At 71.2% G+C, this 20961-nt stretch carries 17 protein-coding genes, 3 tRNA genes and 1 pseudogene; 8 read left to right on the top strand and 13 right to left on the bottom strand.

What is annotated here, in order from left to right; translation table 11 throughout:
• Positions 1-114: 114 nt before the first annotated feature.
• The 3 genes from AQJ58_RS03260 to AQJ58_RS03250 form a co-directional block, all read right to left on the bottom strand.
• Entirely contained in the window at positions 115-1608 is a 1494-nt protein-coding gene (locus AQJ58_RS03260) for a ricin-type beta-trefoil lectin domain protein (protein WP_067244551.1), read from the bottom strand.
• Between the two features lie 210 nt (positions 1609-1818).
• Positions 1819-2466 (bottom strand): dihydrofolate reductase family protein, encoded by a 648-nt coding sequence (locus AQJ58_RS03255; protein ID WP_067245708.1) that lies wholly within the window; start codon positions 2464-2466, stop codon positions 1819-1821.
• A gap of 285 nt (positions 2467-2751) precedes the next feature.
• Positions 2752-3411, bottom strand: a complete 660-nt coding sequence (locus AQJ58_RS03250) for an MSMEG_1061 family FMN-dependent PPOX-type flavoprotein (protein WP_067244549.1) — start codon at positions 3409-3411, stop codon at positions 2752-2754.
• Positions 3412-3503: 92 nt separating this feature from the next.
• Between AQJ58_RS03250 and AQJ58_RS40350 the strand changes: the two are divergent.
• A pseudogene (locus AQJ58_RS40350) lies at positions 3504-3749 on the top strand (helix-turn-helix domain-containing protein); the annotation flags it as partial.
• Between the two features lie 8 nt (positions 3750-3757).
• Here the strand turns inward: AQJ58_RS40350 and AQJ58_RS03240 are convergent.
• The 7 genes from AQJ58_RS03240 to AQJ58_RS03210 all read right to left on the bottom strand — a co-directional run bounded on the left by AQJ58_RS03240 (position 3758) and on the right by AQJ58_RS03210 (position 12862).
• Positions 3758-5185 carry an aldehyde dehydrogenase family protein gene (locus AQJ58_RS03240; protein WP_079078723.1) on the bottom strand — a complete coding sequence of 476 codons (1428 nt, stop codon included), beginning with the start codon at positions 5183-5185 and terminating at the stop codon, positions 3758-3760.
• A 285-nt stretch (positions 5186-5470) separates the two neighbouring features.
• Positions 5471-6931, bottom strand: coding sequence for an aldehyde dehydrogenase family protein (locus AQJ58_RS03235; RefSeq protein ID WP_067244544.1), 1461 nt, complete (start codon positions 6929-6931; stop codon positions 5471-5473).
• An 89-nt stretch (positions 6932-7020) separates the two neighbouring features.
• Positions 7021-7962: a malate dehydrogenase gene (locus tag AQJ58_RS03230; protein ID WP_067244541.1), complete on the bottom strand. Its 942-nt coding sequence runs from the start codon at positions 7960-7962 to the stop codon at positions 7021-7023.
• A 26-nt stretch (positions 7963-7988) separates the two neighbouring features.
• A complete protein-coding gene (locus AQJ58_RS03225; protein WP_067244540.1) occupies positions 7989-9617 on the bottom strand; it encodes a thiamine pyrophosphate-dependent enzyme in 1629 nt (542 codons plus the stop codon).
• Between the two features lie 106 nt (positions 9618-9723).
• Positions 9724-10461 (bottom strand): IclR family transcriptional regulator, encoded by a 738-nt coding sequence (locus AQJ58_RS03220; RefSeq protein ID WP_067244538.1) that lies wholly within the window; start codon positions 10459-10461, stop codon positions 9724-9726.
• Entirely contained in the window at positions 10458-11477 is a 1020-nt protein-coding gene (locus AQJ58_RS03215) for a carbon-nitrogen hydrolase family protein (RefSeq protein ID WP_067244537.1), read from the bottom strand. Before AQJ58_RS03215 ends, AQJ58_RS03220 begins: the two co-directional genes overlap by 4 nt.
• 20 nt (positions 11478-11497) lie before the next feature.
• On the bottom strand, positions 11498-12862 hold the full coding sequence (locus tag AQJ58_RS03210; protein ID WP_067244535.1) for an amidase family protein: 1365 nt from the start codon (positions 12860-12862) through the stop codon (positions 11498-11500).
• 463 nt (positions 12863-13325) lie between these two features.
• Here AQJ58_RS03210 and AQJ58_RS03205 point away from each other — a divergent pair, with 463 nt between their 5' ends.
• The 5 genes from AQJ58_RS03205 to AQJ58_RS03185 are packed head-to-tail and all read left to right on the top strand — an operon-like array spanning position 13326 to position 17986.
• Positions 13326-14648 carry an ABC transporter substrate-binding protein gene (locus AQJ58_RS03205; RefSeq protein WP_067244534.1) on the top strand — a complete coding sequence of 441 codons (1323 nt, stop codon included), beginning with the start codon at positions 13326-13328 and terminating at the stop codon, positions 14646-14648.
• Positions 14645-15373 (top strand): ABC transporter ATP-binding protein, encoded by a 729-nt coding sequence (locus tag AQJ58_RS03200; protein ID WP_067244532.1) that lies wholly within the window; start codon positions 14645-14647, stop codon positions 15371-15373. Before AQJ58_RS03205 ends, AQJ58_RS03200 begins: the two co-directional genes overlap by 4 nt.
• Entirely contained in the window at positions 15370-16104 is a 735-nt protein-coding gene (locus AQJ58_RS03195) for an ABC transporter ATP-binding protein (RefSeq protein WP_067244530.1), read from the top strand. Before AQJ58_RS03200 ends, AQJ58_RS03195 begins: the two co-directional genes overlap by 4 nt.
• Positions 16101-16973: a branched-chain amino acid ABC transporter permease gene (locus tag AQJ58_RS03190; protein WP_067244528.1), complete on the top strand. Its 873-nt coding sequence runs from the start codon at positions 16101-16103 to the stop codon at positions 16971-16973. Before AQJ58_RS03195 ends, AQJ58_RS03190 begins: the two co-directional genes overlap by 4 nt.
• Positions 16970-17986: a branched-chain amino acid ABC transporter permease gene (locus AQJ58_RS03185; RefSeq protein ID WP_067244527.1), complete on the top strand. Its 1017-nt coding sequence runs from the start codon at positions 16970-16972 to the stop codon at positions 17984-17986. Before AQJ58_RS03190 ends, AQJ58_RS03185 begins: the two co-directional genes overlap by 4 nt.
• Before the next feature lie 442 nt (positions 17987-18428).
• Here the strand turns inward: AQJ58_RS03185 and AQJ58_RS03180 are convergent.
• The 3 genes from AQJ58_RS03180 to AQJ58_RS03170 form a co-directional block, all read right to left on the bottom strand.
• Positions 18429-18502 (bottom strand) — tRNA-Ile (locus AQJ58_RS03180).
• 189 nt (positions 18503-18691) lie between these two features.
• A tRNA-Asn gene (locus AQJ58_RS03175) sits at positions 18692-18764 on the bottom strand.
• Positions 18765-18769: 5 nt separating this feature from the next.
• Positions 18770-18842: transfer RNA gene (locus AQJ58_RS03170), tRNA-Asn, on the bottom strand.
• A 158-nt stretch (positions 18843-19000) separates the two neighbouring features.
• Between AQJ58_RS03170 and AQJ58_RS03165 the strand changes: the two genes are divergently transcribed.
• Complete coding sequence (locus AQJ58_RS03165; protein ID WP_067245705.1) at positions 19001-19306, top strand: hypothetical protein; 306 nt, start codon at positions 19001-19003, stop codon at positions 19304-19306.
• A 139-nt stretch (positions 19307-19445) separates the two neighbouring features.
• Positions 19446-20900, top strand: a complete 1455-nt coding sequence (locus tag AQJ58_RS03160; RefSeq protein ID WP_067244525.1) for an FGGY family carbohydrate kinase — start codon at positions 19446-19448, stop codon at positions 20898-20900.
• Positions 20901-20961: the final 61 nt, after the last annotated feature.

Raw genomic sequence — 20961 nt, 5'->3', positions numbered from 1 at the left:
CGGGCAACGACGCACGGACCCGCCGGACGTACCCGAGGGTACGCGGCGGGCCCGTGCGGAGCGGTCAGCGGTCAGCAGTCAGCGGTCAGCGGTCGACGGGAGGGGGTGCCGGCGTCAGCTCCTGGTCCACTGCTGGTTGCTGCCTCCGTTGCAGTACCAGACGTCGACCGCCGTGCCGTTGCCGGTGCCCGCGCCGGACGCGTCCAGGCAGAGCGCCGGGTTCGCGACGCTGGTGATCGTGAGGTCCGCGTTCACGTTCCACTGCTGTGCCGCCGCGCCGGTGCAGTCGGCGATGACCACGGGGTCTCCCGCGGTGGCTCCGGTGCCTCCCAGCGTCATGCACTTGTTGCCGTAGACGGTGAGCTGTTTGCCGGCGTTCCAGTTCCAGGACTGGTTGCCGCCGTCGTTGCAGTCCCACAGGTCGAGCTGCGTGTTGTTCGTGGTGCTGAAGCCGGGCACGTCGACGCAGCGGCCCGAGCCCACCCCACGCAGGACCTCACCGGGCGGCGCGGCCGGCAGGTCGTTGACGGGAGGGGTGGTGCCGAAGCCGTAGCCCCAGCGCAGCAGCGCGACTCCGGTGGTGCTGTTGTCCACCAGGTTGCCCGCGGAGTCCAGCGACTCGATCGAGTAGGCGTCACCGAACCGCAGACCCGGCCAGTACACCAGTCCCATGCCCTTGCTGCGGGCGGTGTTGGCCACGGCCGCGAGGTAGGAGGTGTAGACGTTGCCGTTCCAGGCGCCGTAGTTCAGACCGATGGTCATCGGGGCGCCGGCCTCGTCGATGATGGTCCGGCCGCCGTAGCCGCCGATCCGGGAGGCGAGGTCGGCGGTCCAGTCCGCCTGCTTCGTGTAGTTGTTCCAGTAGCCGTAGAAGTGCAGGGAGAGCAGCGTCCCCTTCAGCGCGCGGGCCGCGCCGACACCGGTGACGTTGTCGTTGTAGCCGGTACCGCTGATCACGACCCGGCCGCGCGGCACGTCCTTGTGCCGGGCCAGCCAGCCTCTGGTGACGGACACCCACTGGTCCAGGGTGTAGCCGTGCGGCTCGTTCATCGGCTCGAAGTAGACCCGCGGGTTGTGCTTGTACGCCCGCACCACGGTCTTCCACATCGCGTTCCAGGCGGCCGGGTCGTCGACCAGGCCGTCCTTGCTGGTGTTCGCCTCCCAGTAGCTGACGATGACCTTGTCGCCGTGGGCCGTGGCCGCGTCGATCGTCGCCCGGTAGGACTTCCACCAGGTGGTGCCGACACTCGCCGGGTTGATCGGCAGGCGCAGCGTGTTGGCGCCCAGGTTCTTCTTGAAGCCGCGGACCATACGGGTCGTGGTGCGGTAGACGGTGCGGTAGTCGTCGGTCACCGACAGCCCGCTGGGCACGACGGCGTCACTGGCGTAGTTGTCCCGCGGGTCCGCCCAGTTCACGCCGCGGAAGTCACTGGTGCCGCGCTTCGCCGCGAGGCTCGCCGACGTGTGTGCCGCGGCCGACGCCGTGGTGGCCGACGCCGTGGTGGCCGGCTGGGCGAGGGCGGGGGCGGTCAGGAACATGAGGGAAGCACCGAAACCGGCCATGATCACACCGGCCAGTTTTCTCGACCCCTTCAGGGTCTTCGTCATGTCGTCTCCAGTGACGGGAAGCGCGGAGGGCGAAGTGCGGGTTCGTCACCTGAGCCGAGGCACTGCTGGCCCGGGCGTCCGCCGACGGACCCCCAGACCCACGTAAACCGGCCATGGTTACGTAACCATGGCCGGACATTGGCACGTCGCCCGCGCCGGTGACAAGCCCCTTGCCGAATCCGAGGCACGCCGATCCGTCGCGACACGGCGTCAGTGGTCGCGCCCCACTCCCCGATCAGGTGCGCTCATGTCCCCGGTACCGGGCGTGCCCTCGGCCAGCCCGTACCGCAGGTACACCGTCCCCTTCCCACCGGCCGCCGGCGGTTCGAGAAGGGTGAGGCTCGTGGGCACCGCGCCTCCGTCGAACACCTTCTTCCCGACTCCGAGCACGATCGGGTGCACCCAGAGGTCGAGACGGTCGAAGAGCCTCTCGCGCAGAAGCGTCTGCACCAGGTCCAGACTCCCGACGACCTTCACATGCTCATGCCGGTCACGGATCTCGCGCACCGCGGCGGCCAGATCCGGGCCCAGCTGCACGGACCCGTCCCACGAGAGATCGGGGGTACCGCGCGAGGCCACGTACTTCGGCACACGGTTGAACAGCTCGGCGATCTCGTTGTCCTCGCCGCCCTCCTGGTACTTCGGCCAGTAGGCGGCGAAGATGTCGTACGTCCGCCGCCCCAGCAGAAGGGCGTCCGTCCCCTCGTACGCCGCCCCGACCTGCGCCCCCGAGACCTCGTCCAGCAACGGCGCCTGCCAGCCCCCGAAGGGAAACCCCTCCGGATCCTCGTCCGGCCCCCCGGGCGCCTGCCCGACCAGGTCCAGCGTCGCGAACATCTCGATATGAATGAGGCCCATGTCCTGCTCCCGGTGAGTGGTCACGTCGGTCACGTCGGTCACGTCAGTCACGTTTCGGTCGCAAGGTAGACCCGGGGACCCGGACAAACTCATCGCCGCGCCGACGCCCCCGGTCAGGAGGTCCGCGCCCGGGCGCACCGGCGCGGCATGGCGATCCTGCGCGAGAGAGCCACGGGGTACGAGCGGCAGGTGCCGTTCCTGGTGTTCCACCTCACGGGAGCTGCTGGACCATCTCAAACGCCGTCCCCCGCACCACGCGGTAACCGGGTGCGGCGTCGGCCGGCGTCACTCGTACCGGTACCTCAGCGAATCCGCCTCCGCCTGCTCGATGTCGGCGACCGTCAGCTCCGGCATACGCAGCTGCGCCAGCGTCACCTCGGCCGAGGTCGGCTGGGCGTCGGCGGGCAGCCACTGCTCCGGCTTCCAGGCCCCGCTGCGAAGAAGCGACTTGGGACAGTGCGGGTAGACCTCCTCGATCCCCACCACCAGCGCACTGGCCGGCGGCTTGCCCACGGCCGTCAGCTGCGTCAGCAGCTCCGGGCGGGTGGAGACACAGGCCCGGCCGTTCACCCTGAGAGTGGTGGTGCGCCCCGGGACGACGAACAGCAGCCCGGCCCGCCCGGTGGCGACGACGTTCTGCAGGGTGTCCAGACGCTTGTTGCCGGTCGCGTCGGGTATCGCCACCGTCCGCGCGTCCAGGACGGCGACGAACCCGGCGGGGCCGCCGCGCGGGGAAACGTCACAGTTGCCCTCGGCGTCCACGCTGGCGACCAGGACCAGCGACGAACACGCAATCAACTTCCGTGTCTGCTCGGTGAGTTCGGTCATCTGTTTGCGCACGGCCGCGTCGCCGGGAAGCTCGTAGACCTGACGCAGCGCCTCCTGGTCGGGCACGGCGTCGAGGCGCAGCGAGTCGAAGGCACTTGCGGCGAGGGGTGACGTCATGCCCCGACACTAACGGCCCCGTCCGGGCCGGCCACGAACCGAGGGTCAGGGCCACACGGGGACGCGTTCGGTCACGGCGGGGACGGTCGACGACCGAGCGGACGCCGCGCCGTCGGTCGGCCGAGTGCGGCGCGACGTACGAGGCACTCGTCGGGGGAGTGCGCCGGGAGCGCGTGGAGCAGTTGTCGCTCCGCCGGGACCTGACAGTGCACGACATCGCCCACCAGGGGGGATTCTCCGACGAAGGGGCGCTGCGCCGCGCGGTGCACCGCTGGCACGGCGCCTCCCCGGTTCACCTGCGGGAGCGGGTGCTCCGGGGGGCGGGGCGCACGGAATGACGAGTCGGCTACCGGTGGCTGCCGGTTGGCGGCCCGGGTCGGCGGGTGCGGATCCAGATCGTCTTCTCGCGGGTCCACTGGTCGAAGGCGTTGGTCGACTTCTCCACGCCACCGAATCCGGACTGCTTCCAGCCGCCGAAAGGTGTGGTGATGTCGCCCTCGCTGTAGGCGTTGACGGAGACCACGCCGGCCTCGATGCCACGTGCCAGCCGCAGCGCGGCGTCGAGGTCGCGGGTCCACAGGGAGGCGGCCAGTCCGTACTCGGTGGCGTTCGCCCTGCGTACCGCCTCATCCTCAGAGGTGAAGGTCTGGACGGTGACGACGGGGCCGAAGAGCTCCTTGGTGAGGACGTCGCTGCCGTCAGGAACTCGGGTGATCACGGTGGGCGGGTAATAGGCGCCGCGCGGAGGCAGCCCGTGGGGCAGTCCCCCGGTGTGGATCTGGGCTCCGCCGGCCCGTGCGGCCTCCACGGCTGCCGCGACCCGATCGAAGGCAGCGTGGTCGATGAGAGGACCGATCTGCGTGTGCGGGTCGGCCGGATCACCGATGACCAGCTTCCTCGCCGCGGCCGTGAACCGCTCCATCACCTCCTCGGCGATACTGCGGTGCACCAGAACCCGGGAGCCGGCCGTGCAGTTCTGCCCCATGGTCAGGAACGCGGCTTCGATCATGTTTTCGATGAGATCATCGCCGTAGGAGAGCGCGTCGGCCATGAGCACCTGGGGGCTCTTGCCGCCCATCTCCAGTGATACGCGCTTGAAGTTGCTGTCGGCGGCGGCCTTGAGGATGGTGCGGCCGGTCGCTGTGGACCCGGTGAAGGAGAGCGCACCGACGAGGGGGTCGCGGGCGAGGGCCGCCCCGGCCGTCCGGCCGTACCCTGGCAGCACGGTGAGAACTCCTTCGGGCAGGCCGGCCTCGGTCGCGAGTGCGGCCATGTGCAGGGCGGAGCGCGGGCTCGCCTCGGCGGGCTTGACGAGCAGACAGTTGCCCGCGGCCAGGGCGGGGCCGACCTTCCAGGCGGTCATGGCGAGGGGGTAGTTCCACGGCAGGATCGCCGCGACGACCCCGACCGGCTCGCGGCTCATGAGGCCGAGAGCGTCGGGCCCGTTCGGCGCGATGCGGCCGAAGACCTTGTCGGCAGCCTCGGCGAACCAGCGGATCGACTCGATCGCCTCCGGTACGTCGCCCGTACGGCACTCCGTGATCGGCTTGCCCGCGTCCTCGCTGTCCAGCCGGGCGAGGATCTCGGCGTCGCGTTCCATCAGGTCGGCCAGCCGCAGGAGCACCGCGCCACGCTCGCGGACCGGGAGCCGCGACCACACCCCGGTCTCGTGGACCTGTCGGGCCTGCTCGGCGGCCCTGGCGACGTCTTCGGCGCTCGCGGCGGCCAGGGAGGCGATCGGCTCCCCGGTGGCGGGGTTGACGACGTGCAGCATCTCGTTCGTGATGCCGCCGGGCCCGGTGTGCCGCTCGAGATGCGTGTACGGCAGATTCCGCTCCGCCAGTGCCCTGGCGGCCGCCGGCCGGGCAGGTCCCGTCCCGATCACGCACGTGTCAGTGTGGCTTTCCTTCACGGGCCTGCCTCCTCGTTCGTCCCGTCTCGGGCCTGTTCGAGGAAACGTATGCACCCGCCGTCCAGCGGGAACTGACCCGCGCGGCCAAAGACCGGACCTCAGCGGCCGCCACGACCACGGGCTTGAGTACGACGCTCCAGCACCCCCCTAGAAGGGGTAGTGCGCTTGCTGCGTGGCGATGGTCACCCAGCGGGTGTTCGAGAACGCTTCGACACCCCAACGGCCACCGAAGCGCCCATACCCGGAGGCCTTCGCTCCACCGAACGGGGCCTGCGGCTCGTCGGCCACCGACTGATCATTGATGTGCACGATGCCCGTACGGATCCGGCGCGCCACGGCCAGTCCGTGGGTGGCGTTCTCGGTGAGGATGCCGCAGGTCAGGCCGTTCTCGGTGTCGTTGGCGAGGACCACTGCGGTGTCGTCGTCGGTGAAGGTCTCGATCACACAGACCGGACCGAACGCCTCAGCGTGGTACAGGTCCGCGTCCCTCGGGACGTCGGTGAGGACGGTCGCCGGGTGGACCGCGCCGTCCGGTTCGCCGCCGCCGACCAGGACCTTCGCGCCCTTGGCCACGGCGTCCGCGACCAGGTCGGCCACCCGCCGGGCGGCCTCGGCGCTCACCAGCGGGCCCACGACCGTGTACGGCTCACCGGGGTCGCCGGCCGGCAGCGAACCCGCCTTCGCGGCGAACTTCCGGGTGAACTCCTGCGCCAGGGACTCGTGGACGAGGATCCGGTCGCCCGACATGCAGATCTGCCCGGCGTTCATGAACACGCTGAACGTCACCGCGTCCACGGCGTAGTCCACGTCCGCGTCGTCAAGGACGAGCACCGCGTTCTTGCCACCCAACTCCAGGACCGCGGGCTTGAGGTGACGGGCCGCCAGCTCTCCGACGATCCGTCCGACGGCAGTGGAGCCGGTGAAGTTCACCGCCCGCACCCGCTCGTCGGCGATCAGCGTCTCGGCGATCTCGGCCGCGTCCTCACGTGCGTTGGTGATGACGTTGAGCACGCCGTCCGGCAGCCCGGCCTCCCGCAGCACGTCGGCGACCAGCAGCCCACAGGCGATCGGCGCGTCCTCGCTCGCCTTGACGACGACCGTGTTGCCCGCGGCCAGCGGTGCCGCCACGGCCCGCACGCCCAGGATGACCGGCGCGTTCCAGGGCGCGAACGCCGCGACCACGCCCAGTGGTTCGCGTACCGCGAGGCCCAGCGCGCCCTGCTCCTGCGCGCTGAGCACCTCACCGCGCGGCGCGGTGATCGCGGCCGCCGCCTCGCGCAGGATGTTCGCCGCCAGCATCACGTTGAAGAACGCCCACGGCCGTGTGCCGCCCGCCTCCTGCGCCATCAGGTCGGCGACCTGTGCGCCGCGCCCGTCCAGCAGGTCGGCGGCCTTGAGGAAGATCGCCCGACGGGCGAAGGGGGCCAACGCGGCCCACTCCTCGAACGCCGCGTCGGCCGCGTCCACGGCACGCACGACGTCCTCGGGACCGGCGGCGGCCACGGTGGCGTACACCTCCCCGGTGAAGGGGTTGATGTCGTCGGCGGTCCGGCCGGAGGCGGCGGGCACGTCTTTTCCGGCGATGTACAGGTCTCGGGTGAGGGCCATGAGGTCGATCTCCTTGCTGCGTAGCGTCATTGATACGTTGTGATGCGTCGTGATATATCGTGATACTTCGTTATGCGTGGTGAGCGGTGTCAGGGCTGCTGGGCCACGACCTGGTCGGCCAGTTCGGAGGCTCCTGCCTCGACACGGTCCGCGGCGCGGACCATGCCGTCCGCTTCCTCGGCCGGCAGGTCCCAGGCCGCGATGCGGCGTACGCCCTCGGGGCCGAGCTCGACGGGCACGGTGAGGCTGGTGCCGTGCACGCCGTACTCGCCGTCCAGCACGACGGAGGCCGGGACGAGGGTTCCGGAACCGGTGGCGACGGCCTCGATGAGACGGGCGGTGCCCAGGCCGGTGGTCCAGGTGGAGGTGCGGCCGGAGTCGAGGGCGACGTGCTTGGAGTACCAGGTGTCCACGTACTCCTCGGCGGCCGACCGCTGCTCGTCGGTGAGCACGACGGGTTCCCCGCCGACCGTGACACGGCTGTACAACGGCACCTGTCCCTCGCCGTGCTCGCCGAGCATCCAGGCGTCGACGTCCTTCGGTGGCACGCCGAGCGCGAACGCGATACCGGTGCGCAGCCGGAGGCTGTCGTTGAGGGTGTAGCCGATCAGCCGCTCGCGCGGCAGCCAGCCCTGCCGGTGCACCCAGGTCAGCAGCGGGTCGACGGGGTTGGTGAGCATGAGCACCAGCCCGCCGAAGTCCGCTCCCGCCTCCCGAAGGGGACGCAGGCACTCGTTCACGATCCGCGCGTTGTCGGCGAGGAACACGGAACGGGAGGAGTTCAGCCGCAGCGGGACGGCCGCGCTCAGCACGACCACGTCCGCGTCGAGCGCGTCCTCGGGGGTGCCGCCCCGCACGGTGTCCGCGGTGGCGCCGAGGCCGAGGGCGTTCTCCAGGTCCATGGTGTGGCTGGTGATCATGTTCGGGCGGGTGTCGACGAGCACGATCTCGTACGTCCCCTGCGCGGAGAGCAGGTTGAACGCGGCGGAGGAGCCGATGCCACCGGCGCCTCCGATGATGACGACCTTCACGTGTCTGTGCCTTCCGGTTCTGCGGGTCAGGAGGAGTAGTGGGCGTCGGCCTCGACGGCGACCTCGAGCACGAGTGGCTCGCGCCGGTCCGCCAGTGACGGCAGGACCTTGTCCAGGACGGACAGCAACGCGGTGTGGTCCTCGACCCGTTCGGCCGGGCAGCCCAGGCCCTCGGCCAGGGTCGACACGCTCAGCTCGGTGAACGCGGGCCAGGCCGGAGCGGCGGCGCCCTCGCGCTCGGAGAGGCGGTCCATGATCGCGTAGCGGCCGTTGGCGAGGACGACGAACAGGACGCCGATGCCGTAGTGGGCGGCGCTCCACAGGGCCTGGATCGAGTAGAGGGAGGAGCCGTCGCCGAGCACGGCGACGACCGGCCGGTCGGGGGCGCCGTGGCGGACGCCGATCGCGGCCGGCATGGCGAAGCCCAGTCCGCCCATGGCCGCGCTGAGGAAGCCGAGCGGCGCCCGGGCGGGCAGCAGCCGGTGCAGGTCCGGACGGCTGGAGGGGGTCTCCTCGACCACCACGGCATTCGGGTCGAGCCGCTCGGCAAGAGCGGCCAGGACGTGAGCGGCGCGCAGTGGTTCACCGGGCACGGGCGGCTGGGGCGCGGTCGGCCGGTTCGGCACCGAGGAATGCGGGACGGCGGGCACCAGCGGGGTCAACCGGCGTACGGTGTCGGCCGGTTCGGCGAGCAGCACCAGCTCTGCCGGGCTGCGGTGGGCCTCCTCCGGGTCGTCCGTGATGACGGCGACCCGGGTGCCCTGCTCGGTGAAGTCGCCCGGGGCGTACGGGTATTGGCGGAACGCGGCGGCTCCGACGGTGAGGACCGTGTCGTACGGCGCGAGCACCTCGCGCAGGGCGGGGCGCACCGCGGGCAGGTGGCCGGCGAAGAGACGGTGGTCCTGGGGGAATCCGGCGCGGGCGCCGAACGGCTCCTGGTAGACCGGGCAGTCCAGGCGCTCGGCCAGCGCGACGAGCGCCTGCCAGCCGTCCGCGGTGTCGTTGCCGGCGCCCGCCACCAGACAGGGCGAGTCGGCGGCCGTCAGCAGCGTGGCGAGGGCGGACACGGCGTCGTCGGAGGCCGTACGACCGCCTCGTACCGCGAGCGGTCCGCGCGGCGCGGCCCGCGCGACGTCGTCGTCGGCCTCGGCGAACCAGTCGTCCATCGGGACCACCACGACCGCCGGACCGCGGCCTTCCTGAGCCTCGTGCCAGGCGCGGGCCACGGCACCGGGTACGTCCTGCGGACGGGCCGGCGTGTGCTGCCACACCGGGTACTCCCCCGCGAGGCCGTCCAGCCGCCCGGCCAGGAACGGATCGTGGGCCAGGTGCCGGCGGTCCTGCTGGCCCACGATCACCACCAGGGGCGCCCGGTTGGCGCGGGCGGTGGCCAGGGCGCTGACCGCGTTGCCGTATCCGGCGGTGGTGTGCAGCAGGACGAGCGCGGGGCGGCCGGTGGCCAGGGCGCTGCCGGAAGCCATCCCGACGACCGAGCCCTCGTGCAGGCCGAGCACGAAGGAGAGGTCGGCGGGCAGGTCGGCGAGGAAGCCGACCTCGGTGGAGCCCGGGTTGCTGAAGAGGGTGGTGAGGTCGTACTGGCGCAGGACGTCGAAGGTCTGTTCCTTGACGGTCCTGGGGTGGGCGGCCGTGGTCATCGCGGGTCCCCTTTCTGGCAGGACTGGACGCTAAGCCGCCCAACCCCGGCGGGCCACGGGCACGTTCGCTATGCGAAACGTGCCGTACCTCGGGCAGTCGCCCGGGTCAGTCGACCCCGGGCAGGACCGCTCCGCTGGACAGCTCTGCGCGCAGCCGGCCGGTGATGAGGCGGGCGGTGTCGAGGACGGCCTCGATCTGCGGCGGGCCGGGGTGTTCGACGGTGAAGGCGATCGACACGGCGGCGACGGCGTGGCCCGGCGCCGACACGACCGGCGCCGAGGCCGTCCCGAGGCCACGCACGACCTCGTTTCGTGTGGTGGCGTAGCCGCAGGCCCGGGCCCGGCCGATCTCCGTTCGCTCACCGAGCAGTTGCGGTTCGGCGGACAGCATGGCGATGCCCGGGGAGCCCAGGGTCAGCGGGTGCCGGTCGCCGGGGCTGTAGACGGTGCGCGAGCGGGTGCTCTCGACCTCTACGGAGACCAGCGTGACCGCCTCTTCGCCGTCCCGGACGACGAAGAAGGAGGTCAGGCCCACGCGCGCGGCCAGCTTGGCGATCTCCGGCTTGGCGATGCGCTGCAGCATGGGCAGGGTGCGCCGGCCGAGTGACTGCGCGCGGGTGCCGATGACGTACCCGTGCGTGGTGTGCGCGACCAGGTGGTGGTCCTGGAGGGTGCGCAGCAGCCGGTAGACGATCGAGCGGTGCAGTCCCATCTGCTGGCTCAGTTCGGCCAGCGTCAGCGGTACGTCCGACAGCGCGATCACTTCCAGCAGCCGAAGGCCCCGGTCCAGGGTCTGGACGGGGGACCGGCCCGGCGGCGGGGGGCCTTCGCCGGGTCCGGTCATGGCTCGGGGATCTCGTCGTCCAGCGCCGGAAACGCCGGGGACACGTTCTCGGCGGGGATTCCCTCCCGGACCACGGGCCGGCGGGCTTCGCGTCGGTGAACGAGGTAGGTGGCGTCGGCGCGCGCGTAGTGCCCGGCCGGGTCGAAGGCGTTCTTCGCGAGGGCGATCTCGTCGAGGTCGATGTCGGCGTACACCAGTGCCTCCTCACCCTCGTCGACGTCCTTCGTGAGGGTACGCCCGTCGGGGCCGAAGATCCGGGAGCAGCCGCCGCCGGCCGTGAGCAGGCGTCGCTGCTCGGGGGTGGACGCGAAGACGTCGATGCCGGCCGGGGAGATGACCTGCGTGGGCATCAGGACGAAGGTGCTGCCCTCGATGGCGTACACCTGGGTCACGGCGATGTTGGCCTCGGCGCTGAGCTGGAAGGCGAGGTCGCGGTAGAGACCGAAACACGGCCAACTGGCCACGTGTACCTGCTCGTTCTGCGCGTACAGCGCGTACTTGCTGAGCGGCTGGACGTGCTCGGCGCAGTTCAGGGCGCCGAGCCTGCCGAGCGCGCTGTCGACGACCTTGAGGTCGCTGCCGTCGCCCTCGCCGAACAGGCTGCGCTCGACATGGGTCGGCTTGAGCTTGCGGCGGTGCAGGAGCACGCTGCCGTCGGCGGCGATCACGGTCTGGGTGATGTAGAGGGTGCCGTGGTCCTTCTCGCTGTATCCGAGCGCGACGGTGATGCCGTGCTGCCGGGCGGCGCGGCGGATCGTGGTCAGGCCGTCGCCGTCGGGGGCGAGCGAGGCGGCGTGGTAGCGGCCGACGAAGGGGACCTGGTCGGCGACCGCGCCCAGCCACAGGAAGTGCGGGTAGCCGGGGATCCACACTTCCGGGAAGGCGATGAGCGAGGCCCCGCCCCGGGCCGCTTCCGCGATCAGTGCGACGGTTTTGGCGACGCCGGCCTCCGCGTCGAGCCAGGCGGGCTCGGCCTGGACGGCCGCGGCCTTGAAGCGGCGAGTGGTCTCGGTCATGTCCCATCGTCTCCTTCTCTTCATGCTCCCGCTTCCAGGAGCTTTTCGACCAGCAGGCCGAGGCCCAGGAGCCGTCGGTCGGTGTTCCAGGGCGCGTCGAGCGCCACACCCACCGGGAGCCCCGGGCCCGCCGACCGGACGGGCACGGTGAGGCCGGGAAGAGCGGCGACGCTGCCGGGTCCCGTGTTGCGGATGTAGGTGGGGAAGGCCGGACGCAGGACACCGTCGAGCGGTACCCGCTCGGTGTCGGTGTCGATCCGTCCGGCGGGCAGGGGGGTGGTGGGGAAGAGCACGGCGTGGGCTCCGGTCTCGCGGAAGATCCGCCGGTAGCCGTCCACGAGGACACGGTCGCGGACGTCGAGGGCGGCCCGGTACGCCGACTCGGTGACCGCTTGCGGGAACACGACCCGTTCCATCGTCGCGCGTACGTCGGGGTGGGTGATCCGGGCCAGGAGTGCCGCCGGTTCCGCGCCCGTCGCCCTGCTCAGGTACCCGGGCAGCTGTCTGGCGGCCTCGTGGAGGGTGATGGGGAATCCGGCCCGTTCCTCGGCCGTCTCGACCTCCGGCAGCCGTACCGGCACGAGCCGGACCCCGGCGGTCTTCAGGACGTCCAGGCAGTGCTCCCACACCTCGGCGGTACGCGGATGCAGCGGCTCGGTGAAGTGGTGTTCGGGGACGGCGAGCACGACCTCGCGCGGGCCGGGTGCCTCGGCCGGCCCGTGGTCGGCGGCGAGGACGGTGTCCAGCAGGACGAGGTCGGCGACGGTCGCGGCCATGGGGCCGATGGTGTCCCGCGTCCGCGACAACGGCGTCACGCCCCCGGTGGGGTAACGGCCCGTCGTCGGTCGAAGACCGGCGATGCCGGTGAGCGCGGCCGGGACGCGGACCGAGCCGCCGGTGTCGGTGCCCAGCCCGGCCGGGGCCAGACCGGCGGCGACGGCCGTGGCGGTGCCGCCGCTGCTTCCGCCCGCGAAACGGTCGGGGTCGGCCGGATTGCGGGCGGGGCCGTACGGGCCGCCCGTGCTGGTGGCTCCCAGGGCCAGCTCGTGCATGTTGGTCTTGCCGAGCACGATCGCGCCGGCCGCGCGCAACCGGGTGATCGCCTGCGCGTCCTGGTCCGGGACGAAACCGGCGAGAGCCTCACAGCCCGCGGTGTTGGGGAGCCCGGCGACGTGGATGTTGTCCTTGACCGCGATCGGCAGCCCGTGCAGCGGGCCCCGCACGGGGCCCCGGTCCGCAGCCGAGGCCTCGGCGAGAGCGCGGTCGGCGTCGAGGGTGACGAAGGCACCCAGGTCACCGGCCCGCTCCGCGCCCGCGATGAGTTCCTCGGTGAGCGAGACGCTGGTGAGCGTCCCGGCGGCGAGCCGGGAGAGGGCGGTTTGCATGGGCGGACCCTAGGGGCCTCGCCGCCGCAGGTGAAACGGGGCTGTTTCGCAATGCGAGACTATGGGTGCGTCGCGGGAGTACTCGGCCCGGACCGTGGTCCAGCCGATGCCCTACGCTTCGGCGTCGTGGAGCGGGTGTCGACCGCTGCCCGCGCGGGTGAGCCGCCGGGCGACCATGCCGTACCACCGCAACCAGTCGGCCACAGGAGCCCCAGTCGGCCGCAGGAGCTCCAGTCGGCCACAGGAGCCCCAGGCATCCCACCCGTCCCGTTATGGGCGTGCCGTATCTCCTCTGCGTCTCTCTGCGTACAGCTGATGTCTCATTAAGGTCACCGACGGCTTCACTGTCTCTCATATCGAATCCGTGCCCTGTCCTGGCAGGGACGGCGGGCCTACGTTCGCGGCCACTTCCTCCGCCCGCCGCAGCCCCCGACCTGCGGCTCAAGGCCCTCCGGAGCCCACCATGGAACACCCCGCGATCAAGCCCTCCCGCCGCACCGTCCTCAGAGGCCTCGGAGCCACCGCTGTGGTGGCCGCCCCGGTCCTGTCCGCCTGTTCCTCCGGCCTCAAGGGCTCGGGCGGCTCGACCGGCAACACCATCAGGATCGGTTACGTCAGCCCGCGCACCGGCGCCTACGCTGCCTTCGCCGAGTCCGACGCCTACATTCTCGAGCAGGTGCGTGCCTTCTTCGCCAAGGGGATCACCCACGACGGCAAGAAGTACGACGTGAAGATCCTGGACCGCGACACGGGCTCGGACCCGCAGCAGGCGGCCACCATCGCGGACGAGCTGATCTCCCAGCAGCAGGTCGACCTGGTCCTCGTCACCGCGACGCCGGACACGATCCACCCGGTGGCGGCCAAGTGCGAGAGCGAGGGCGTGCCCTGCGTCTCGACCATCGAGCCCTGGCAGGCCTGGTTCTTCGGGCGTGGCGCAACGCCGAAGAAGACCTTCAAGTACACGTTCCACTTCTTCGACGGCATCGAGCACCTGTCCAGGGTCGAGACCGACATGTGGCGGCAGCACGACACCAACAAGAAGGTCGGCGTGCTGTGGCCGAACGACTCCGACGGCAACGCCTTCCGGGACAAGACCACCGGTTACCGCTCGCAGCCCTCGACCAAGGGTTTCACGTTCGTCGACCCCGGTTCCTACGAGCCCGGCACCAAGGACTTCTCGTCGATCATCGCGAAGTTCAAGACGGAGGGCGTCGAGATCCTCGCCGGCGTGCCCTCGCCGCCCGACTTCGCGACGTTCTGGACCCAGGCCGCGCAGCAGAACTTCAAGCCCAAGGTCGCCACCATCTCCAAGGCCATCCTCTTCGAGTCGACGGTTGCCTCCCTGCCGAACAACCTCGGCAACGGGCTGTGCACGGCGAGCTGGTGGGTGCCGCAGTTCCCGTTCACCTCCACGATCACCGGTCAGACCGCCACCGCGCTCGCCGACGACTACGAGAAGTCCCCGCTGGCGAAGGGCCGCACGTGGAACCAGGGGCTCGGCCCCAACCACGCGCTGTTCGAGGTGGCCAACCACGTCCTGCGCAACGCGAACCCCAAGGACCGCGAGGCCGTCGCCGCCCAGATCGCGAAGACCAGCCTCGACACCGTCCTCGGCCACCTCACCTGGACCGGCGGCGGTCCGGCCAACCCGGTCAAGAACGTCGCCACCATCCCCATGGTCGGCACCCAGTGGATCAAGGGGAGCGGTGACGCGTACGAACTGAAGGTCATCAGCAACAGCTTGCTGCCGCAGGTCAAGCCCGACGCCAAGGCGGCGGAACTGTGACCACCCCCCTGCTCGAAGTGGACCATCTCGCCGTGCACTTCGGTGAGTTGCGGGTCCTGGAGGACGTCGAGCTGGCCGTCCCCCGCGGGCAGGCCGTCGGCATCGTCGGCCCGAACGGCGCGGGCAAGTCCACCCTGCTCAGCGCGATCTCGGGCGTCGAGCGCGCGACCGCCGGTTCGGTGCGGCTCGCGGGCCGCGATGTCACCCGGACCTCCGCGGCGCAGCGATGTCGGCTCGGCGTCGGCCGCTCCTTCCAGATACCGCGCCCCTTCGGCGACCTGACCGTCTTCGAGAACGCACTGGTCGGCGCCGAGCGGGGGGCCCGGCTGCGGGGCGGCCCCGCCCGCGAGCAGGCCCTGCGCGCACTGGAGACCGCCGGACTGCTCCACCTCGCCAACAAGCCCGCCGGCTCCCTGCCCCTGCTCGGCCGCAAACGGCTGGAGCTGGCCCGGGCGCTGGCCACCGGTCCCGACCTGCTGCTCCTCGACGAGATCGCGGGCGGTCTCACCGAGGCCGAGGCGGAGGAACTCGTCGCCACCGTGCTGTCCCTGAAGGAGTCCGGCGTGACGATCCTGTGGATCGAGCATGTCGTCAAGGCCCTGGTCCAGGTCGTCGACCGGCTGGTCTGCCTCGCCTACGGGCAGATCCGCGTCGACGGCGACCCGCACGAGGTACTGGCCAGCGCCGAGGTCGCGGAGGTCTATCTGGGGGGTACGGCGGCATGAGCACGAGCCCCCTCCTGCGAGTCGCCTCCGTCGACGCCGGATACGGCGACTTCCAGGCCTTGTTCGGCATCGACCTCGAGGTGGCCGAGGGTGAGCTGCTCGCCCTGGTCGGCGCCAACGGAGCCGGGAAATCAACCCTGTTGAAAACCATGGCGGGAGCCCTGAAGCCCTTCCGCGGCACGATCGGCCTGGCCGGTGAGGACGTCACCGCAGAGCCGGACATCCGCCGGGCCCGCAAGGGCGTCTGTCTGGTCCCGGAGGGTCGCCGGCTCTTCCCGTCGCTCACCGTGGAGGAGAACCTCCAGGTGGGCGCCGCCACCGGGCGCAAGGGCCCCTGGAACCTGGCCACGGTGTACGAGGCGATGCCGCTCGTCGCCGACCGCCGTACCCGCAAGGCGGCCCGGCTCTCCGGCGGTGAGCAGCAGGCCGTCGCCATCGGCCGCGCGCTGATGGGCAATCCGCGTCTGCTGCTCCTCGACGAGGTCTCCCTGGGCCTGGCCCCGCTCGTCGTGGACCAGCTCTACACGGCGCTGCCCGGTATCCGTGGCGAGGGAACGACCGTGATCCTGGTCGAACAGGACCTGGGCCGCACGTTCGCCGTGGCGGACCGCATCGCGTGTGTCCTGGAGGGCCGGATCGTGCTGACCGGCACGGCGGCCGGACTCACCCGCGACCAGGTGACCGCCGCGTACTTCGGCACCGGTGCCTTCCCGGAGGTGAAGACCCCATGACCTGGCTCAACGCAATTCTGCAGGGCGTCCTGCTCGGCGGCATCTTCGCCATGGCCGCCGCGGGGCTGTCCCTCGTCTTCGGTGTGATGCGGATCGCCAACCTCGCCCACGGGGACCTGATGATCCTCGGCGGTTACGTGGCCTCGGTGACCGCGGCGCACTACGGCGTCCCCGTCCCCGTCACCGTCGTCGTGTCGATGATCGCGGTGGGCGGGCTCGGCTACCTGGTCCAACGCTCCATGCTGGACCGCGCGATGGGCCTGGGCGAACTCGCCCCGATGCTGGTCACCTTCGGCATCTCGGTCATCATCCCGAACGTGCTGGTCCAGGTGTTCAGCAGCGACGCGCAGCCCCTGCCCATCGGCTCGCTCGGCACCGCGAGCATCGACCTCGGCGGCGGTCTGGCCATCGGCTGGTTCCCGCTGATCACGGTAGCGGCGGCGGTGGCGGTCCTCTCCTCCCTCCACCTCTTCCTCTTCCGCACGCAGCCCGGCCGTATCGTCCGGGCCACGTCCGACGACCGCGCGGTGGTCCGCCTGATGGGCGTCGACAACCGCCGTGTGTACGCCCTGACCTCGGTCATCGCCTTCGCGACGGTGGCCCTGGCCGGTGTCCTGTACACGATGCGGCAGGGCGGAGTCACCCCCTTCGAGGGGCAGCTCACCGTCCTGTTCGCCTTCGAGACGGTCATCATCGGCGGTCTCGGCTCACTGTGGGGCACGCTCGCGGGTGGTGTGGTGCTCGGTGTGGCCCAGTCCGTCGGCGCCCAGATCTCCCCGGACCTTCCCCTGCTCGCGGGGCACGTGGTCTTCCTCCTCGTCCTGGTGTTCCGCCCACAGGGCCTGTTCGGCAGGAGCGTTCCCGCATGACCGTCCAGACAGCCCCCGCCGCTGAGACGACCGCGCTGCCGGCCGTCCACCGGGGTGGCCGCGCCACCGCCCTCGGCCTCACCGCGACGGCCGTCGTCCTGCTGGCGATGGCGGCCCTTCCCTACCTCGTCGAATCCGGCGTCACGGCCCAACTCGTCAAGCTCTGCTACCTGGTGGCCCTGGCCTCCATGTGGAACCTGCTCGCGGGGTACGCGGGCATGATGTCGATGGGCCAGCAGGCGTTCATCGGCCTGGGCGCCTACCTCCTGTTCGTCGTCAACGACCACGGCGTGAACGTCTACGCGGGCACGCTCGTCGTCTCCGCTCTGGTGGCGCTGCTCGCCTGGCCGGTGTCGTACCTCGCCTTCCGGCTGCGCGGCGGCTACTTCGCCGTCGGAACCTGGGTGATCGCCGAGGTCGTACGCCTGATCGTGGTGCGCTTCGACTCCCTGGGCGCGGCGAGCGGACGCAACCTCTCGGACGTCACCGCCGATCCGGTGCTGCGGCGGGCCTTCACCTACTGGCTGGCGCTCGCCGTCATGGCCGCGGCCGTGCTCGGCACCTACGCCGTCCTGCGAAGCCGACTCGGCCTGAGCCTCCAGGCCATCCGCGACGACGACACCGCGGCCGGTTCCCTCGGCGTGAACGTCACGCGCGGCAAGCGGATCATCTACATCACCGCGGCCGCCGGATGCTCCGCCGCCGGTGCGGTGATCTGCGTCAACAGCCTGGGAGTGGCGTCGCCGACGCAGATCTTCGGGGTGCAGTACTCGGCCCTGATGGTCTTCATGGTGATCATCGGCGGCATCGGCACGATCGAGGGCCCCGTCGTCGGCGCGATCGCGTACTTCCTCCTCGACAAGTACTTCGCACAGAGCGGTGTCTGGTACCTGATCGTGGTGGGCGCGGCGGCCATCGTGGTTTCGCTGTACCTGCCGCGGGGGCTGTGGGGAACGCTGGCGCACCGCACGGGATTCGCCGTCTTCCCGGTGCGCCATACGGTCCGGCTGTAGGACCGGCATCGGGATGAGGCGGCTGCCGAGCGCGGGCTCAGGCGTTCGCGGGGAAGCCCGCGGTGCTCATCAGGCACCGGGGCGGTCGCATCGCGGCAGCCGCTCGGCGACCAGTCGTAGGAACCCTCGACCGCGTCGGTGACCAGCCGCGCGCTGATCCCGGGCGGAGGCCGGCAAGGCCCACAATCGCGCGCTGATCGGCCCCGACGCGGAGCGTGCGTGAAGATCTCGTTCACGTCCCACGCCTGAGTTGATCATCGTCCAGGCTCGATACCACTACTGACTCGGCCCGCAGAACCATGGCCGGCAGCGGGGTACGGGCGCTCCTGCGTGTCCCCGGGATCTTGGTCTGAACGAATGATCGGGGGTCCCCACCCTGGAGTGGTGACCCCCGCCCTCGCGTATGCGCAGGTAGAAACGGTTCTCTGGAAGAACCTTGGGGTGGGGCGGGTGGGACTCGAACCCACGGCCGACGGATTATGAGTCCGCTGCTCTAACCGGCTGAGCTACCGCCCCATAGCGGCGTGTCGCGTACATGTGTACGCGCCGTGTGCCGCAGCATAGCCGCTCATACGATCTCACGCTTCGGCTGGTCGACCTTGCCCGACCAGGGAGACACCGCTGCGGCCTGCGCGGTTCCCGTCGGCGTGGCGCCGGCCGGAACCGACATGAAAAAGGACCCCGACGGGGTCCTCGTTCACGATGCTCCCCCGACTGGACTCGAACCAGTAACCTGCCGGTTAACAGCCGGCTGCTCTGCCAATTGAGCTACGGAGGACCGAGCTCCCCCGACTGGACTCGAACCAGTAACCTGCCGGTTAACAGCCGGCTGCTCTGCCAATTGAGCTACGGAGGAATGCCTCGTTGCATCGAACGTACCCACCTGGGTATTCGCCAGGGGGCGGGCGCTCGCTGCGACACATACATTAGCGCAAGCAGGGGGGTGCTCCGCCAATCGGTTCCCCCCCGGCACCGACGCCGCACCAGGGACCTAGGAAGGGAAGGGTGGCCGCCATGCGCTACAAGCTGACGTTCCTCGTCGGGCTCGCCGTCGGTTACGTGCTGGGCACGCGCGCCGGTCGTGAGCGCTACGAGCAGTTGAAGAAGTCCGCGCGACAGGTCGCGCAGAACCCCGCCGTGCGCAACACCGCCGAGACGGCCGCCCAGCAGGGCCGCCAGTACGCGGGCAAGGCGTACCACGCGGTCAGCACCAAGGTCGGCGACCGCATGCCCGAGTCCGTCGCCGGCCGGGTCCGCTCCCTGCGCGACCGCAGCTCGCACAACGGCGCCGAGGACGACTGGGGAACCGGTAACCCGTAGGCGCCGGGTGCCGAATCCCACCTGAGGGGCGCGGGGAACCGCGCGACCAGCCACAACGGGGCAGCCCACGACCCCCCACCCGCGCCCCTACGGCGCCCGAGGGCCAAACCTCGGCGGCGCGTGCGGCAGAATTTTCGGTATGGGGATAGTCGCCGGGCTGGACAGTTCGCCCGATTTCACTCGTATCGTCGTCTGCGACGCGGACACCGGAGCCGTGCTCAGGCAGGGATATGCGCCGCACCCGGTGGAGAATCCGGACAGCGGGGGTCGGCCCAGCGACGTCGATCCCCAGGCCTGGCTGCTCTCCCTCGGGGAGGCGGCCGGCGGGGGTCTGCTGGAGGGGGTGCAGGCCATCGGGGTGTCCTCGCAGCAGAACGCGTTGGTCCCGCTGGACGCGCAGGGCAACACCGTGCGGCCGGCGATGGTGGGCGGCGACAAGCGCGCCCAGGTCGCGGCGGCCGATCTGATCGACGCGCTCGGGGGGCGCGAGGCCTGGGCGCAGGCCGTGGGGTGCGTACCGCAGGCCGCCCAGCCGGTGACCAAGCTGAGGTGGCTCGCCAAGACCGAGCCGGAGGCCGCGCTGCGCACCTCCGTGCTGATGCAGGCCCATGACTGGCTGGTGTGGCAGCTGCTGGGCCGGCCTGTGAGAAGGACCACGGACCGGGGCGGGGCCTCCGGGACCGGCTACTGGTCCGCCGCGATGGGCGGCTACCGGCCCGATCTGGTCGAGCTGGCGCTCGGTCACCAGGCCATGCTGCCCGAGGTGATCGGGCCGTCCGACGCGGCCGGTACGACACCGGAGGGACTGCTGATCTCCGCCGGTACCGGCGAGACCATGGCGGCGGCACTGGGCCTCGGGCTGGGGATGGGGGACGTGGTGGTGTCCCTGGGCGCCTCCGGGTCCGTCATGGCCGTGCATCCCGAGGCGCTGGTCGACCAGTCCGGGATGATCACCTCGCTCGCCGACGCGACGGGCATGCACCTGCCGGTGGTGACCACCCTGAACGCCGTACGGACCCTGCGCGGCGCCGCCGAACTGCTCGGCGCGCCCGATCTGGAGGGGCTGTCCGAGCTGGCGATGAAGTCGACGCCGGGCTCACACGGGCTGGTGATGCTGCCCTACCTGGAGGGCGAGCGGACGCCCAACCTGCCGCACACCGCCGGGACGCTGGCGGGTCTGCGCCGGGAGTCCATGAAGCCCGAGCACTTCGCGCGGGCCGCGTTCGAGGGCATGCTGTGCGGGCTCGCGGACGCGCTCGACGTGCTGCGCGGGCGGGGCGTGAGCGTGCAGCGGATCTTCCTGCTGGGCGCGGCGGCCGAGCTGCCGGCCGTGCAGGCGGCGGCACCGGCGCTCTTCGGCGCCCAGGTCGTCGTACCGCAGCCGGCGGACTACGCGGCGATCGGGGCGGCCCGGCAGGCGGCCTGGGCGCTCGGGGCGAAGCAGGGCACCCTCGATCCGCGGACCCCGCCGGTGTGGCAGGGCGCGGCGGCGGTCGTGCTGGATCCGGGCGAGGATCTGGCGGTGGGGCAGGCGGTGCGCCAGCAGTACGTGTCGGTGCGGGAGCAGACGCACCCGGGGGCGTTCCGGGGGTAGGGCCCATCCTGGCCGAACCCCGTATCACACAGCTCTCGGCTTAATCGGTTGAGGTAACGCG

Source organism: Streptomyces sp. DSM 15324 (assembly GCF_001514285.1).
Taxonomy (GTDB): Bacteria; Actinomycetota; Actinomycetes; order Streptomycetales; family Streptomycetaceae; genus Streptomyces.
Note: the sequence above shows the minus strand (reverse complement) of the source record. Positions and strands in the feature narration are given on the sequence as shown.

Coding starts and splice junctions, on each gene's coding strand:
- AQJ58_RS03190 (WP_067244528.1), top strand. CDS start 16,101: ATGACCTGGCTCAACGCAATTCTGCAGGGCGTCCTGCTCGGCGGCATC.
- AQJ58_RS03250 (WP_067244549.1), bottom strand. CDS start 3,411: ATGACGTCACCCCTCGCCGCAAGTGCCTTCGACTCGCTGCGCCTCGAC.
- AQJ58_RS03255 (WP_067245708.1), bottom strand. CDS start 2,466: ATGGGCCTCATTCATATCGAGATGTTCGCGACGCTGGACCTGGTCGGG.
- AQJ58_RS03195 (WP_067244530.1), top strand. CDS start 15,370: ATGAGCACGAGCCCCCTCCTGCGAGTCGCCTCCGTCGACGCCGGATAC.
- AQJ58_RS03220 (WP_067244538.1), bottom strand. CDS start 10,461: ATGACCGGACCCGGCGAAGGCCCCCCGCCGCCGGGCCGGTCCCCCGTC.
- AQJ58_RS03225 (WP_067244540.1), bottom strand. CDS start 9,617: ATGACCACGGCCGCCCACCCCAGGACCGTCAAGGAACAGACCTTCGAC.
- AQJ58_RS03215 (WP_067244537.1), bottom strand. CDS start 11,477: ATGACCGAGACCACTCGCCGCTTCAAGGCCGCGGCCGTCCAGGCCGAG.
- AQJ58_RS03165 (WP_067245705.1), top strand. CDS start 19,001: ATGCGCTACAAGCTGACGTTCCTCGTCGGGCTCGCCGTCGGTTACGTG.
- AQJ58_RS03160 (WP_067244525.1), top strand. CDS start 19,446: ATGGGGATAGTCGCCGGGCTGGACAGTTCGCCCGATTTCACTCGTATC.
- AQJ58_RS03185 (WP_067244527.1), top strand. CDS start 16,970: ATGACCGTCCAGACAGCCCCCGCCGCTGAGACGACCGCGCTGCCGGCC.
- AQJ58_RS03235 (WP_067244544.1), bottom strand. CDS start 6,931: ATGGCCCTCACCCGAGACCTGTACATCGCCGGAAAAGACGTGCCCGCC.
- AQJ58_RS03205 (WP_067244534.1), top strand. CDS start 13,326: ATGGAACACCCCGCGATCAAGCCCTCCCGCCGCACCGTCCTCAGAGGC.
- AQJ58_RS03240 (WP_079078723.1), bottom strand. CDS start 5,185: ATGCTGCACGTCGTCAACCCCGCCACCGGGGAGCCGATCGCCTCCCTG.
- AQJ58_RS03260 (WP_067244551.1), bottom strand. CDS start 1,608: ATGACGAAGACCCTGAAGGGGTCGAGAAAACTGGCCGGTGTGATCATG.
- AQJ58_RS03210 (WP_067244535.1), bottom strand. CDS start 12,862: ATGCAAACCGCCCTCTCCCGGCTCGCCGCCGGGACGCTCACCAGCGTC.